This window comes from Cupriavidus sp. 8B (genome assembly GCF_054589115.1).
Window position 1 is genome coordinate 104,580 of the sequence record NZ_BAAILO010000125.1, and the last position, 14,940, is coordinate 119,519.

At 62.4% G+C, this 14,940-nt stretch carries 11 protein-coding genes and 1 pseudogene; 7 read left to right on the top strand and 5 right to left on the bottom strand.

From position 1 onward, the window contains the following. Positions 1–169 precede the first annotated feature (169 nt). Both ACYP5B_RS13610 and ACYP5B_RS13615 read left to right on the top strand, forming a co-directional pair. Positions 170–681, top strand: a pseudogene (locus ACYP5B_RS13610) (epoxide hydrolase N-terminal domain-containing protein); the annotation flags it as partial. Between the two features lie 176 nt (positions 682–857). Continuing rightward, entirely contained in the window at positions 858–1,259 is a 402-nt protein-coding gene (locus tag ACYP5B_RS13615) for a cupin domain-containing protein (protein WP_459569993.1), read from the top strand. Positions 1,260–1,440: 181 nt separating this feature from the next. On the opposite strand, the gene ACYP5B_RS13620 is transcribed toward ACYP5B_RS13615, so the two are convergent. Beyond that, positions 1,441–1,938: a winged helix-turn-helix transcriptional regulator gene (locus ACYP5B_RS13620; protein ID WP_045243210.1), complete on the bottom strand. Its 498-nt coding sequence runs from the start codon at positions 1,936–1,938 to the stop codon at positions 1,441–1,443. Positions 1,939–2,063: 125 nt separating this feature from the next. Between ACYP5B_RS13620 and ACYP5B_RS13625 the strand changes: the two genes are divergently transcribed. Next, positions 2,064–3,257 (top strand): MFS transporter, encoded by a 1,194-nt coding sequence (locus ACYP5B_RS13625; RefSeq protein WP_459569994.1) that lies wholly within the window; start codon positions 2,064–2,066, stop codon positions 3,255–3,257. Between the two features lie 390 nt (positions 3,258–3,647). Then, positions 3,648–4,661 (top strand): threonine ammonia-lyase, encoded by a 1,014-nt coding sequence (locus tag ACYP5B_RS13630; protein ID WP_459569995.1) that lies wholly within the window; start codon positions 3,648–3,650, stop codon positions 4,659–4,661. 80 nt (positions 4,662–4,741) lie between these two features. Here the strand turns inward: ACYP5B_RS13630 and ACYP5B_RS13635 are convergent, their stop codons facing one another. After that, entirely contained in the window at positions 4,742–5,671 is a 930-nt protein-coding gene (locus ACYP5B_RS13635) for a LysR family transcriptional regulator (protein ID WP_459569997.1), read from the bottom strand. Between the two features lie 144 nt (positions 5,672–5,815). On the opposite strand from ACYP5B_RS13635, the gene ACYP5B_RS13640 reads away from it, so the two are divergent. After that, the gene (locus ACYP5B_RS13640) at positions 5,816–6,829 is read left to right on the top strand and encodes a tripartite tricarboxylate transporter substrate binding protein (RefSeq protein ID WP_459569999.1); all 1,014 of its coding nucleotides are present in this window, start codon (positions 5,816–5,818) and stop codon (positions 6,827–6,829) included. Between the two features lie 90 nt (positions 6,830–6,919). Next, positions 6,920–8,866 (top strand): Atu1372/SO_1960 family protein, encoded by a 1,947-nt coding sequence (locus tag ACYP5B_RS13645; RefSeq protein WP_459570000.1) that lies wholly within the window; start codon positions 6,920–6,922, stop codon positions 8,864–8,866. A 238-nt stretch (positions 8,867–9,104) separates the two neighbouring features. On the opposite strand, the gene ACYP5B_RS13650 is transcribed toward ACYP5B_RS13645, so the two are convergent. Continuing rightward, complete coding sequence (locus ACYP5B_RS13650) at positions 9,105–9,854, bottom strand: creatininase family protein (RefSeq protein ID WP_459570001.1); 750 nt, start codon at positions 9,852–9,854, stop codon at positions 9,105–9,107. Positions 9,855–10,051: 197 nt separating this feature from the next. Further along, a complete protein-coding gene (locus ACYP5B_RS13655) occupies positions 10,052–11,341 on the bottom strand; it encodes an MFS transporter (RefSeq protein WP_459570002.1) in 1,290 nt (429 codons plus the stop codon). 465 nt (positions 11,342–11,806) lie between these two features. Here ACYP5B_RS13655 and ACYP5B_RS13660 point away from each other — a divergent pair, with 465 nt between their 5' ends. Further along, positions 11,807–12,517 (top strand): SDR family NAD(P)-dependent oxidoreductase, encoded by a 711-nt coding sequence (locus ACYP5B_RS13660; protein ID WP_459570012.1) that lies wholly within the window; start codon positions 11,807–11,809, stop codon positions 12,515–12,517. A 145-nt stretch (positions 12,518–12,662) separates the two neighbouring features. Here ACYP5B_RS13660 and ACYP5B_RS13665 read toward each other — a convergent pair whose 3' ends face one another. Beyond that, a complete protein-coding gene (locus tag ACYP5B_RS13665; RefSeq protein WP_459570004.1) occupies positions 12,663–14,393 on the bottom strand; it encodes an FAD-dependent oxidoreductase in 1,731 nt (576 codons plus the stop codon). Positions 14,394–14,940: the final 547 nt, after the last annotated feature.

Consider the following 14,940-nt stretch of genomic DNA (forward strand, 5'->3'; position numbering starts at 1 on the left):
CTACAAGCGCTTGCAGAACCACCCTCGAGGAAACGGTAAAGATACATTCAGGCGTTCGCATACGCCTATACCGTGCGCGGCGCACCGTGCGTCGAATATCGCAATCAAGGGCGCGGTCGATCACGTTATGACTAATTGAACGTGGCTTCATCGCCAATCGGAGAAACTTGTGTCAGACAACATCCTTCCCCAGTCACCGTCTTGCCGTCGCTTTGTTAGCGTGGCAGCGGCAGCCGTCGCTGCCGGCTCACTGAGCCAGCTCGCTCTTGCGGAAGCGAATCCACCGATTACTGCCGTTGCCCAGCCGGCCCGTGGCGACAAGACCGCCATTCGTCCGCTTCGTCTGCATGCGCCTGAGTCGCAACTGATCGACTTGCGGAGACGTATCAAGGCAACGAGATGGCCGGATCGGGAGACGGTCAACGACAATTCGCAAGGCGTGCCGCTCGCGATGATCCGGGAACTCGCGCGTAATTGGTCGACCAATTACGACTGGCGCAAGGCGAGGCGAAGCTGAATTCGCTGCCGAACTTCGTGACCGAGATCGATGGAGTGGACATCCATTTCATCCACGTCCGTTCGAAACACGAAAACGCGATGCCGTTCGTCGTCACGCATGGGTGGCCCGGCTCGGTGATCGAGCAGTCGAAGATCATCGATTCGCTGACCAATCCCACCGCTATTGCCTAGGTGCGGGCCGCATTCGACGCCAAATAATCCACGGCATTCCCGCCGGCGTCGCGATTGGCGCCGGCCACACGATGAGGCCGCTTTCTCGCCCGCCCGCGCGCCATCGATGCGTGGTCGGCCTGAGGCGGAAGCTCTTTGTTTGTCCATCAGAAGTTAGGAGTCTCCAGATGAAAGCAATCCAAATCCTGGCTGCGGCCATCCTACTGGCCGTCGGCGGCCTGACGCTACACGCGGCGCAAGCGCAAACGGCAGACGTGCATCGCACCGATCTCGTCCGGCACGACCTCAGTGTGCCGGATCGCGAGGGCATTCAGGTGCGCGTCGATTTCGATCCTGGCGCATTCGCGCCGAAGCATGCGCATCCGGGCGAGGAGATCGCCCATGTCCTGCAAGGGACGCTCGAATACCAGCTTGGCGACAACCGGCCGGTCACGCTCAAGGCTGGTGAGTCGCTGTTCATCCCGGCCGGGACCCCTCACTCGGCGCGCAATGTCGGCAGCGGCACGGCATCGGAACTGGCCACCTATATCGTGAAGAAGGGTGCCCAGCTTGTGGTGCCGGCCACGTGAGCGCGCGATTCGTCACGGGGCGGCAACTCTATTTCGCGGGAGAGAAGCGCGAGTACTGGTGGACAAGTAGCCGGCCTCATTCGAGTCCGGTTGCATCGCTCGCGTCGGGGCCCCCGTGGCGAATTGCTGGCGCCGCGTCGTGACGCATACAGGCTGTGCCTGACCCAGCAGGCGTGGTCTGTCACTCCTTGCCCAGAATGGCAAGGTTGCGCGCCCTGACGACCTCTTTGGTACCTGCCGTGGCGCCGTCGCCCAGCTCGAATCGTACGTCACGCAGGCCAAGCTTTCGCGCTCCTACGCGCACGCTTACCGGTTCGATGGGGTGGCCGGTGCTGTCCTCGACGATACGGATCGGCGTCTGGGGCCCGCACCACGCGTCACCCCATTGCATCAGCGCGACAAGGACCGGGTAGAGCGCCTCTCCCTTCTCCGTCAGCCGGTACTCGTTGCGGCGCTCGCTGCCCTCGGCCAGCACCTTCACCAGCACGCCGTGCTCGATCAGGCGGTTGAGCCGCGCAGTCAGCACGTTGCGCGCGATGCCCAGCTTGTGCTGGAAATCGTCAAAGCGTGTCGTACCCATCGTGCATTCCCGCACGATAAGCAAGCTCCACCATTCGCCGACCTGCTCGAGCGCGCCCGCCACCGAGCAGTTCATGCCTTCGAAAGTTTTTCGGTACATGTCGTCATCCTAAATGAAAGAGTTGCGTCATGCAACGTAATGCGCTATCGTAAGTTTCGTCACGAAACTTATTAGCACCCAACGTGCGCCTGGATGGCCCGCATGTGCCGCAAAAGGACTTCCAAATGGATAAACGTCTGATAGTTTTGGCCAGTGGCATGTTTGCCATCGGTACGGACAGCTTCGTGGTAGCTGGCGTGCTCTCCCAGGTTTCGGCATCGCTGGGCGTGTCGGTGGCGCTGGCCGGGCAAATGGTCACGGTCTATGCGATGAGCTACGCGCTGCTTTCGCCAGTCATCGCGGCGGCGGCGGCCCATTGGCCGCGCAAGCGGCTGCTGCTGGCCGGGCTTGCCGTGTTCGTGCTGGGCAACGTGGTGACGGCCATGGCGCCCAGCATCGGGCTCGTCCTGGCCAGCCGCCTAATCGCTGGCTTGGGGGCCGCAATGTTCAGCCCGACCGCGACGGCCACCGGTGCGTCGCTGGTGCCTCCCGAACAGCGGGGCCGCGCGCTTGCTATCGTTGTCGCCGGGCTGTCCAGTGCCACCGCGCTGGGCGCGCCGCTGGGCACCTTCATCGGCGGCTGGCTCGACTGGCGCGCGACGATGTGGTTTGTCGCGGCGGTCGGCACGTTGGCCGCGATGGGCGTGGCCTGGCGCCTGCGCGATATCCCGACGCCGCCGCCGGTCAGCCTCGCGCGTCGGCTCGCGCCGCTGGGCGATGCCCGGGTGCTGCTGACGCTGCTGACGACATGGCTCGTCTACTCGGGTCTTTTCCTGGTCTACACGTACATCGGATCGAGCTTCGACCGGGCCACGGGCGGCGACGCGCGCATCCTGGCCGGACTGCTGCTGCTGTGGGGTGTGGCGGCGACGGCCGGCAACCTGGCTGCCGGCCGGATGACCGACCGCTTCGGAAGCCGCCGCATCATCAATGCCACGATCGCGCTCGTCGCGCTCGATTTCGCGCTGTTGCCCTGGACCTCGGCGTCGCTCGCCACCGCTATTCCCGCCCTTGTCGTCTGGGGCGTGTGCGGATGGGGCTTGATCGTTCCGCAGCAGCATCGCCTGATCAGCATCACGCCCGCCGCCGCGCCGCTGCTCCTGGGCCTGAATTCGGCCGCGATCTATGTCGGCGTATCGATGTCGGGCTTGCTTGGCGGTGCCGCCATCACCTGGATCGACCCCCACGCGCTGGGTCTCGTCGGTGCCGTGCTCATCGCGGCCGCGCTGCTCGTGGCCGAGTGGGCGCAGGCACGCATCGCCCGTCCCGATGGCCTGGCCGCTAGCGCGGTCGCCGCGCCGCAAAACACGGCGCGCTGATGGGCCTCGCGTGGCGCAGCAGGTTTTCTCGAAGTTCATGAATGATCGAGTTGGTGAAGCAATGGCAGAAATGAAGAAGCGACATATGGTCCCGCGCCAGCGTTGGTGGGTGGCGGGATCGGTCCTGATCGTGGCGACCGGCGCCGTGATCGCCAATCGCTAGCCCGCCACTACACTTCTTAGGCTATTTGCAACATGGACGGTTGCACAAGCCCATTTTGGCGCCAGCAGAGCGGCGGATTTTCTTTACCTTGTCCCATCAACTGGTGAGGCTTTTCCAGCAATCGGTTCATGGGTCCGTCGCGACGCCGACCTCAAGCGATTTCGCAAGTGAAAGCCGATGAAATCTTGACGCGCCGAACCGGCAGAGATTTCCGGAAAGAGGAGAACATGCCCACACTAAAGCAGAAAGAAGAGAACATGCCGACACTAAAACAGATAGAGAACACCGCTGCTCAACTGTTTTCTTATGTGCGTCGCACGCCCGCTATTCCATGGCCGGGAACTGTGCCCAAAGGAATATCGCAGCTTGTACTCAAGTTGGAGTTATTCCAATACACCGGCACATTCAAGGCTCGCGGAGCGCTTGCGAACATGCTTGCGCTATCTCCTGACGCGCTCAAGCGTGGTGTAACCGCAGTAAGTGCAGGAAATCACGCTGTGGCCGTTGCGTGGGCCGCCTCGAAGATGGGTACTCGTGCGAAGGTCGTCATGCAGTCAATCGCAGACCCTATGCGCGTCAGGCTCGCACGTGACTTTGGAGCCGAAGTGATATTAAAGCCCCCGTCTGAAGCGTTTGCCGAAGCGATGCGCATTGAGCGTGAGGAGAAAATGACGTTCCTCCACCCATTTGACGGAGAACGGACTGCCTGCGGTACCGGCACCTTAGGACTTGAACTAGTCCAGCAAATACCTGATCTCGATGCGGTGGTAGTTTCAGTTGGCGGCGGCGGCCTTGCCGGTGGTCTTGCGGCAGCGATCAAGGCGGTGCATCGAAACTGCGAAGTACTGGGCGTTGAGCCGACGGGGGCTGACGCGATGCTCCGGAGCTTTCAGGCTGGCCATGCAATTGAACTCGGGGGCACTTCTACCGTCGCCGACAGCCTCGCTCCGCCTATGGTGACGCCATACTCTTATCAGCTGTGCCGCACGCACCTCGACGACCTCGTTGCGATAGACGACGATTTGATTTGCGCTGGGCTCGCTCTTTTACAACAAGAGGCAAAGATCGCGGTCGAACCGGCCGGTGCGGCCGCGATCGCTGCAGCCTTGGGTCCATACAGAGCTCGGCTCGCAGGCAAGCGCGTAGCTGTCGTTATTTGTGGCGCAAATATCAACCCGCGTAGCTATGCGGACATGTTGATACGCGGGCTCAATTCGCTAGAGCGTCTAGAAAACGTTTGAAAGACATTAGCGGGCGCAGTCCAGTTTGGAAGGGCATAGAGTTGCCGCGCCCGCGCGAAATGTCCGAGTTCCCGGCGCTCTCACGTGTTGGCCGGCTGATTCCGGAACACCGAGAAGTTTTTCTCGATTTCCGTCAGCAGGCGGTTGGCCGCCACCGACAGCGGTCGTCCCTGGCGCACGAACAGCCGCACTTGTGCCGTCTGGCAGAGTGGGTGCGCAAGCTCGAGCGCGATCAGCTGGCCCGCCTCGATCTCCGCAGCCGCGGCCAGCCCCGCGCCGATGAATGTCACGCCGTTGGTCGATCGCACGAAGCGCTTGAGCGCCATCACCGAGTTGCTGCGTAGCGAGGGTTGCAGCTTCACGTGCTCGGCGTACTCGAGCATTTCCACGAGCCGCTCGACGCCGTAGCCGGGCGGCATGAGTGCCAGCGGAAAGTCAAGGATCTGGCGCAGGTGCAGCGGACCGGCGATCCGGGTCAGTGGATGTCCGGCCCGCACCATGAGTTTGACCGGCGCCGACGCGCTCGTCACAAAATGGAGCAGCGGATCGGGCTCGGGGTTGTAGGCTAGGCCGATATGCGCCGTGTCCTCGATCACCGCACTATTCAGTTCGCTCACAGCCAGTGCATCGAGCGTGACCGATAGCTTGGGATGTACTTCACAAAACGGCGCGACGATCTGCTCGGTGAGCCCGTCGATAAACCCCTCGCTCACGACGATCCGCACCACGCCGGCATCCATGGACTCAATGGCACGCAACCGCTCGGCAAGCTGCTCCTGGTGGGCCTGACAAGCGCGCCAGTATTCGAGCAGATGGTCGGCGGCGTCGGTGGGCACCACGCCGCGCGCCCGCCTCTCGAACAGCGCCAGACCCATTTCCTCCTCCAGCAAGGCTACCTGACGCGTGATGACCGAGGGTGCCGTATTGAGCGCTTCGGCAGCGCCCCGGATCGAGCGGTGCACGAGCACCTCATGAAAGTATTTCAGCCGCTTTTGATTGATTTCGCGCATGTTCTGCCCTCCGGGTGACGTTGCCAATTTAGCAACGATCTAGCGGAGAAATTGCTGTTGCTCGAACGAATTCTACAGCCAACAATGTGCCTCACCAACCCATTTGCGTCATCCACGCGAAGGTTTAAGAGAGTCGAGGACGACATGCAAGACCAAGGACTACGCCCCCTCAAACGCTGGATGGCGCTTAGCGCCGCCCTCCTGGGGATTACGCTGGCCAGCGCGCCTGCGTCCGCCGCCGAGGCGTTTCCCACCAAGCCTATATCGATGCTGGTCGCATTCCCGCCGGGGGGGCCCGCTGACGTGCTTGCGCGGGCCATGCAGCCGACGATGGCCAAGGCGCTCGGCCAGCCCGTGGTCATCGAAAATCTGCCCGGTGCCGGCGGCGCGCTGGCGGTGCAGCGGCTGCTGAGCCGTCCGGCCGATGGCTACACGCTAATCATGGGTTCGCCCAACGAGGCCATCCTGACGCCGCTGGCGCTCGCCAGCGCCAAGTACAAATCGGAGGAGCTGGCGCTGCTGGCGCCGGTCTCGATCCACCCACTCGTGGTGATGACGCGCAGCGACCTGCCGTACAACTCGCTCGAACAGATCATCGCGGCCGGCAAGCAGCCGGGCAGCCAGAGCCTGACCTTCGGCAATCCGGGCTACGGGACCATGTACCACATCGTCGCCGAGTACATTGCGCAACTGACCGGTGCCAAGATGCTGCAGGTGCCGTACAAGGGCGCCACGCCGCTGCTGGCGGACCTGACCGGTCACCAGATCGACATGACGATCCTGCCAAACCTCGGTGCCTCCAACCAGCTGCTCGAGACACACAAGATCAAGGCGGTCACGGTGCTGGACACGCAGCGCATGCGAACCCTGCCCGATGTGCCAGCGATCTCCGAAACCAGCGTCGCGCACAAGTCCGAGTTCGTCTATTCGATCTGGCTGGGCGTCATGGGCAGGACCGGCATTCCCGCAGAACGCGCGCGCGTATTGCTGGAGGCCTCGCAGCAGGCGCTGCGGTCGCCCGAACTGATCAAGGCCCTTGCGCTCTCCGGCGTGCAGCCGATGAAGCCGCAGACGCTCGAGGCCTCCGCGGCGTTCTACGTCGACGAGACCCAGAGGTTCAGGAAGCTGGCCCACTCGATCAAGCTGACGCCGCAATAATTCCACCCGTCACGGCAGTGCCCATGGCGACGCCGGTCCTTGCGTCGCCGGCCCCGCCTCGTCCCAGCATCCCGTTCCAGGAGGTTTCCCTTGAATATCCTAGTTGCCGGTTTCCAGCACGAAACCAATACGTTCGCCCCAACCATGGCCACCTACGAGAGCTTCGTCCGTGGAGAGGACTTTCCCGCCATGGTCCGCGGCGAGGCGATTTATGACCTGCTGAACGTGAACGTGCCGATCAGCGGCTTCATCCACCACGTGCGCGAGCATGGTCACACCGTCACGCCGGTGATCTGGGCGGGTGCCGGTGCCTCGGCCCACGTCACGACCGATGCCTACGAGCGTATCGGCGGCGAGATCGTGGAGGCGGTGACGACGGCGTCGTACGACGCGATCTATCTCGACCTGCATGGCGCCATGGTGGCCCAGCACCTCGACGATGGCGAGGGCGAACTGCTGGCGCGCATCCGTGCCGTGGTCGGCCCCGACATGAAGATCGTGGTCTCGCTGGACCTGCATGCCAACGTCACCGAGCGGATGCTCGCGCTGGCGGATGGCGCGGTAGCGTATCGCACCTATCCGCACGTGGACATGGCCGCCACGGGCAAGCGCGCGGCCGAACTGCTGCTGGAGCTGAGCATGCGGGAGACGCGTGCGCACCTGGTGGCACGGCGCGTGCCGTTCCTGATTCCCGTCAACAGCATGTCCACGATGTTGCAGCCCACGCAAGGTATCTACGGGCTGCTCGAGGAGCTGGAGCCGCAAGGCGTGCTGTCGCTGTCGTTCACGCCGGGCTTTCCCGCGGCCGACTTCGCCGAGTGCGGTCCCGTGGTCTGGGGGTACGGCTTCGACAAGGCGCGCGTTGAGCAGGCCGTCGACACGCTGTTCGCGCGCATCTGCGAACCCGAGAGCCAGTGGGCCGTGCAGTTCGAGGAGCCGGATGCAGCGGTGCAGCGTGCCATGCGGATCGCGCAACAGGCCACGCGGCCAGTGATCCTCGCGGACACGCAGGACAACCCGGGCGTCGGCGGCGACGGCAACACCATGGGCATGCTGCGTGCGCTGCTCAAGGCCGGCGCGCGGGACGCCGCGAGCGGCATCGTCTGCGATCCCGCCGCGGCCGCGGCCGCGCACCAGGCCGGTGTTGGCGCGAAGATCGACATTGCGCTTGGTGGCTGCCCACAGGTGAGCGAGGATGCCCCGCTGCGGGCGACCTTCGAGGTGGAGGCGCTGTCCGATGGCAAGTTCGTCTACGGCGGCCCGATGATGCATGGCAAGGCTGCTGACATGGGGCCGATGGCGCGACTGCGGATCGACGGCGTGCTCGTCGCCGTCAGCTCGACCAAGGCACAACTGCTCGACCGCAACATGTACCGCGCGGTCGGCATCGAACCGGCGGCGATGAAGATCCTCGTGAACAAGAGCTCGGTGCATTTCCGCGCCGACTTCGCCGCGATCGCGGAAGACATTTTCGTGGTGCGCGCGCCCGGTCCGTTCATCGCCGATCCGGCGGACCTGCCATGGAAGCATCTCAAGCCCGGCATGCGCCTGAAACCGAACGGTCCGGTGTTCACGCCGGCGCGGGGGGTCTACGACAAGCTCACGCAGCTCGGCATCGAACTGCCCAAGGCTTCAGGCCCGGCGGCGGCCTACGTGCCGAGCGTGCGGTCCGGCAACCTGATCCACGTGTCCGGCCATCTCTCTCGCGTCAATGGCCAGGTTCGGACCGGCCGCATCGGCGACGACCTGCGCACCGCCGACGGTGTCGCGGCGGCCCGCCTGGTTGCCATCGACTTGCTCGCGACGCTGCACGCCGCCACCGGCGACCTCAACTCCATCGTACGGATCGTCAAGCTGACGAGCCTCGTCCATTCGACTGCGGACTTCACCGAGCAGCACCTCGTGACCAATGGCGCCAGTGAACTGTTCGCCGAGGTATTTGGCACGAGGGGCCAGCACGCGCGCAGCGCGTTGGGCGTGCCGCAGTTGCCGCTCGGCGCCTGCCTGGAAATCGAACTGATCGTCGAGGTCGCCTGATTCGATGCGCGACGGAACCGTTGCTGACTGACGCCGCCGCGCATTGCGTCCGCCCCGGTTCATTGGGCTAACGCTGAATCGAAGCCACCAACGGATTGATTCCGGCCAGATCGCGAGGTGCGCGGCAACCTCGCGATCCGCCGCAGAGCCTGGGCGGCCATTGATCGTCCCGGATGCGAGCCAATAGTGGCATAAAGGCACACCGGCAACGGCCGGGATGCCTTGTCGTCGTGCCGGGTCAGCCCGGTACCGCCTCGCGGCTAAAGGCATCCAGCTCCCTTACCAAGCTCTGCGCCGCCAGCTTTACTAATGCAGCGCCTTTTTCCGGCGTCGCCTGACCAGGGTCCGAGCCCATTCGTCCGTCCGGATAGCGCGCACGGAAGTCGAGCGCTTCGCGGATCGGGCCTGAGGCAGCAATCTGCGGCGTGTAACTGGCCGATTTGATGGCGTCGGGAAAGGCCCATTGAGTGACTGCAATCTCGGAAGGCGTGGCGTGGATGCCATGACCAGTCGGAAACTGCTCGCGCGCCAGTTCGCCGACGCCATTCAGGTCCCACCAATTGCACAGTTTCAGCGCGAACCCCGCCCGGCGCTTAGCGAAGCTGGCCTCGGCATAGATCTCGGAGAACGCCGCTTCGATCGACGCGACGTTGCCGCCGTGGCCGTTGAGAAACAGAATTCTCTCGAACCCATGGACGGCCAACGAGCGCGTCCAGTCGCCAATGGCGGCGATAAAGGTCGACGGCCGCAGCGAAATGGTTCCTGGAAAGCCCAGATGATGCTGTGCCATGCCGATATTGAAAGTGGGGGCAATCAGGATATCGGCGGTTCTCTGCGCTTCGTGCGCGATGATCTCCGGGCACAGCCAGTCGGTACCCAGAAGGCCGGTGGGGCCGTGCTGCTCGTTCGAGCCAATCGGCACTGCGATGGTGCGGCTGCGCTTCAGAAATTCCCCGACTTCAGCCCAGGTGGACAAGTGTAAAAGCATTTGAGCTCCTCTGTTCCGCCGGCTCCCACTGGAACGCGGCGCATTAAATCATCTTGACGGCACCTCGATCGGCGTTGCCTCGCGCGACAGGCGACAAGGTTCTGACTGCGTTGTCCGTGAGCTCAGTCCTACGCCGGCTTCCGAGATTTCTTAAACCACAGGCGATCCCGTTCAACGCATCCGATGGAGTGAACGGTTCATTGCTTTTCTGGCAGCTTGTTGGCAACGAGCAGGATTGAGCCGACCATGGACATGCACGCCAGGACCAGCAGGCCAAGATGCATGTTGCCGGTCGCTGTCTTGGTCCACCCGATCATCGCTGGCCCCCAGAAACCACCGGACAATCCAATGGTGTTGATGAGGGCAATACCACCCGCCGCCGCATTACCCTTGATGTACTCGGAAGGAATGGCCCAGAACACCGTGTACGCCATAAAAAGCATGGTCGTGGCGAGTGTCAGAAGAACGAGCGTCGCCAGAAGATTGCCGTCCGACAGAATCGACGAAGCGAGCAATATCGCGGCAAGGATTGCCGGCACCGCGCTGTGATAGCGTCGTTCGCCGCATCTGTCCGACCTGCGGCCAATGAAATACATCCCAAAGGCAGCCCCGACATAGGGGATAGACGAATACCAGCCGAGTTGAATCGTATCGTTGATACCCTGCGCTTTCAGGATCGTTGGCAGCCAGAAGCTCATGGCGTAGATGGCCGCAATGATGCAGAAATACGCGATCGCAAGCATATAGACCCGCGGGTCCCGCGCCACCGCTTTGAAGGAGTGGCCTCGGGCCGACGACGACGCCCCGAGTTCGGCCTCGAGCATGCGCTTTTCCTGAGCACTTAGCCAGGCAGCATCCGCGGGCCGATTCGACAGAAGGAAGAGCGCGAGTACGCCGAGCAAGATGCATGGCAGCCCTTCGACCAGAAACATCCACTGCCAGCCGGAGAGACCGGCAGTACCGGCAAGCGACGTCATCAGCCACGCCGAGACAGGCCCGCCGACAATGCCACCGATCGGACCGGCGAGAAATACGATCGCGATAGCACGGGCCATGCGTGCCGGACCGTACCAGCAAGACAGGTAATAGATCATGCCGGGCGCGAAACCTGCTTCGAAGACGCCAAGCAGAAAGCGCATTGCATAAAACATCGGCACGTTGCGTACGAAAAGCATGCACGCCGAGGTGATACCCCACAGCACCAGAATGCGGCTGAACGTCTTCCTTGCCCCCACTCTCGGTAACAGCAGGTTGCTAGGCAGTTCGAACAGCACATACCCCAAAAAGAAGATGCCGGCACCCACACCGTAGGCGGCATCGGATAAGCCAAGCGCGCTTTGCATCTCCAGCTTGGCAAAGCCGACATTGACCCGGTCGAGGTAGGCGAACAGATAACAGATCAGCAGGAATGGCAGCAATCGCCAGTTGAGCTTGTCATAGAGGGCCACGACATCGTCCCTTCCATTCGCGGTCTGAATTGCTTCCATGCCAGTCTCCAAATAATCAACGCTTTTTTTTCGGCCCCTTGGGTTCACCAATATTGGCAAGGGCGAGCGTAAGTAGCAACAGCAACTATTCTTACGTTTCGTTGCTTTTCGAGCAACGCTCTAGAGGAGTGCAGCATGCGACGGTCGGAACTGCGCGTTGCAGTGACGCCATTCTTGCGGGCGAACGCGCCGGGAAAAGCCACCTGGTCTGCAAATCAGTTTTTCCATCGTGGTTCGGCGCAGCGCCGCCGCTGCACGGATCTTGTTCGCGAAGGCGCGGCGAGCCCGCGATGCGAAAGCGGGCGCCCCCCAAGCCTGGTTCCACGCTTGATTTGTTCCTGCCACGCAAAGTTGTTTGTCCACGCCGGGTATGCGAACTTAGCGCCAATGCGCCTAGATTTAGTACCAATCGGTGCCGCCGGCCCGATCGGCAAGAGAGCCGAACCAACTTATTCGAGGTTGAACATGAGCACTGAACAAAAGGTCGTAGTCGTTACTGGCGCGTCACAAGGCATTGGCGCAGAGGCGGTCAAGGCATTCCGTCAGCGCGGTTACCGCGTTGTCGCAACAGCGCGATCCATCAAGCCGTCCGACGACCCCAACATCCTGACCGTGGCGGGTGACATCGCCGACCCGGCTACGGCTCGGCGCGTGATCGCCGAAGGAGTGGCACGCTTCGGTCGCATCGACACACTGGTCAACAACGCGGGCATCTTCGTCGCGAAGCCCTTCACCAAGTACACGGCGGAAGACTACGCAGCGGTAACGGGCGTGAACCTCGCTGGCTTCTTCTACATCACGCAGCTTGCCATCGCTGAAATGGAGAAGAACGCCAGCGGCCACGTGATCAATATCACCACCAGCCTGGCCGACCATGCCATCAACGGTGTGCCTTCGGTACTGGCATCGCTGACGAAGGGTGGCCTGAATGCGGCCACGAAATCGCTTGCGATCGAGTACGCAAAGGCCGGCATTCGCGCGAATGCCGTCTCGCCAGGCGTCATCAAGTCGCCGATGCACGCGCCGGAAACCCACGAGGCGCTCGGGGCGCTGCACCCGATCGGTCATATGGGCGAGATGAGCGATATCGTGGACGCCATGCTGTATCTGGATTCGGCGCCCTTCGTGACGGGCGAAATCCTGCATGTCGACGGCGGCCAGAGCGCTGGTCACTAAGCACTCCGGGGCGCTGCTGGATTCCACTGGCGTACAGCCTCTGCCGACCAGACAGGGAGCGCGACTGACAGCGCTCCCGCCCCCGATTCATGCGCGCGCTTCTTCATACCGCACTAACTGCGGCCGTTCCGGTCGACAGGTGCGTTCACCGGACGCCGGCCGAGAAACGATGAATCTGCGCCACTACGGCCGCGCCTTCGCCTACCGCCGACGCGACACGCTTGGTGGATCCCGAACGAACGTCGCCGATCGCGAAGACACCCTCCACACTCGTCTGCAAAAGCTGCGTTTGCACGGGAGCTTCGGCAACGTCGGTGCCGGTCAATACGAATCCTTTGCTGTCGAGCGACACGCCGCATGTCTTAAGCCAGCTCGTATTTGGTTCGGCGCCGATGAATACGAATAGATGATGTACCGTCATGCTTCCTTCAATGCCGCCGGCACCGCGGTAGTGCACGCGTTCGAGACGCCCATCCCCCTCGAGCGCAGTCAGTTCAATGCGCGTATGAAGCGTCACATTCGGCAGCGAGCCGATACGTTCGATCAGGTAGTGCGACATGCTTTGCTCAAGGCTCGCACCGCGGATGAACATGTGCACATGCTCGGCGTGCGATGCCAGAAATACGACAGCCTGCCCCGCGGAGTTGCCGCCGCCGACCAGCAGCACCGGCTCCTTGCGGCATAGTCTGGCCTCGATTGGCGTAGCCCAGTAATAGACGCCGCAGCGCTCGAAGCGCGCAAGTCCCTCGACGACGGGACGCCGATACTCTGCGCCGCTGGCGATGACCACGGTGCGCGCGAGGATGCGCCGGGCATCGGCAAGCTCCACGACAAGCGGGTGCTTGTCGCAATACAACGCCTTGACTTCGCACGGGATGCCGATATGTGCTCCGAACTTCTGCGCCTGGACGAACGCGCGGCCAGCCAGCGCGTGACCCGTAATGCCTGTGGGAAAGCCCAGATAGTTCTCGATGCGTGCACTCGTACCCGCTTGGCCACCGGGTGCACGATAGTCGAACACCGCGACCGACAGCCCTTCGGATGCCGCGTAGACGGCCGTCGCTAGTCCCGCCGGGCCGGCGCCGACGATCGCCACATCGTAGACGTGCGTCGGATCGAACTCGGGAATCAGACCCAAGCAGGAGGCGAGCTGTCCCACATCGGGGTTTCGCAGCACAGTGCCGTTCGGACAAACGACGAGCGGGAAGTCATCGGGCTGTGGCGTCAGGCGTTCAAGTAACGCGATGGCGTCGGCGTCCTGCTCCGCATCGAGCGCCATATTTGGAAAAGCGTTGCGGCGCAGAAAATCTTGCAGTGCGAGGAGCCGATCATTGCCGGGGGCGCCGACCAGAACGGCACCCTGTCCGCGTTCAATCGCCAAGACGCGCCTCAGAATCAAGGCGCGCATGATCTTTTCGCCAAGATCGGCTTCACTGATCACCATGGCGCTTAGTTGGTTGGGCCGCAGCAACACCGCTTCGACAGATTCGATGACATGCGCATCTACAACTGCGGGCTTGCTCGAAAGCTGGGTGATATCGGAGGTGAACTCGCCGCGTTGTGTATAGGTGTGGACAATCCGGTGACCCAGGCCATCACGAATGACTATCCGCACTTTTCCCGACAGCAGGAGGAACATGCCCGGACAGATACTTCCGGCACGATAGAGCAATTCGCCTTTAGCGTAGTGGCACTGGCTGCCGAAGCGACGCACTCTGTCGACTTCAGCCTCCGTCAGGACCGGAAACATCTGGTGGTAGCGCGGATGGTCGCGCACGCTCGGGTCATCGACGATCGCGCCGTCGTCGATACGGCTCGCTTCCTCTGCCACCTGATGCGCGAGCTTGTCGCCTTCCAGCCTTGACTCGTTGCTCATCGCCGATTCTCCTTGGTGGCAAATCGGCACCGCCACCGCCAGGTCGACTGTTGCCGATACCTGCAGCTAAAGGCTCCGCCCGGTCAAAAAGAATGAAGCGGCTACTGAATACTTCCGCTTGGCAGTTACCGGTGCGCACGGGACTGTGCGCGACGACCACCTTATGACGAGAGTAATCGAGTTGTCGCCGCCAGCCAAGAAATCTTGCATTCGCTCTCTTTGGCACCGCGTTGAGCGCTACGGAGCGCCACGCGGAGTCACAGTACTGTGGTCTGAGAGCTGACAGGCGACCTGCGGACGGACTTGTACAACGCACGACGCAACGATCAATAGAGGTCAAGTCCCTTTTAGATCTGTCCGTCGGGCGGATCTTGCCTAAACACACTTTTCGGCTAGGGCGTTCTTGGGTACGTTTGCTTCAGTCGTCCCTTGCCATGGCAAGAGTAGGCATTAGGGAATTGCTGATCAATAGCAGCGGCGCTGAAGGTCGGCGGTTGTTTGGCGCCTGATTTTCACCATGCGGAAGAAGAGAGGGGTCCGAGCCCGA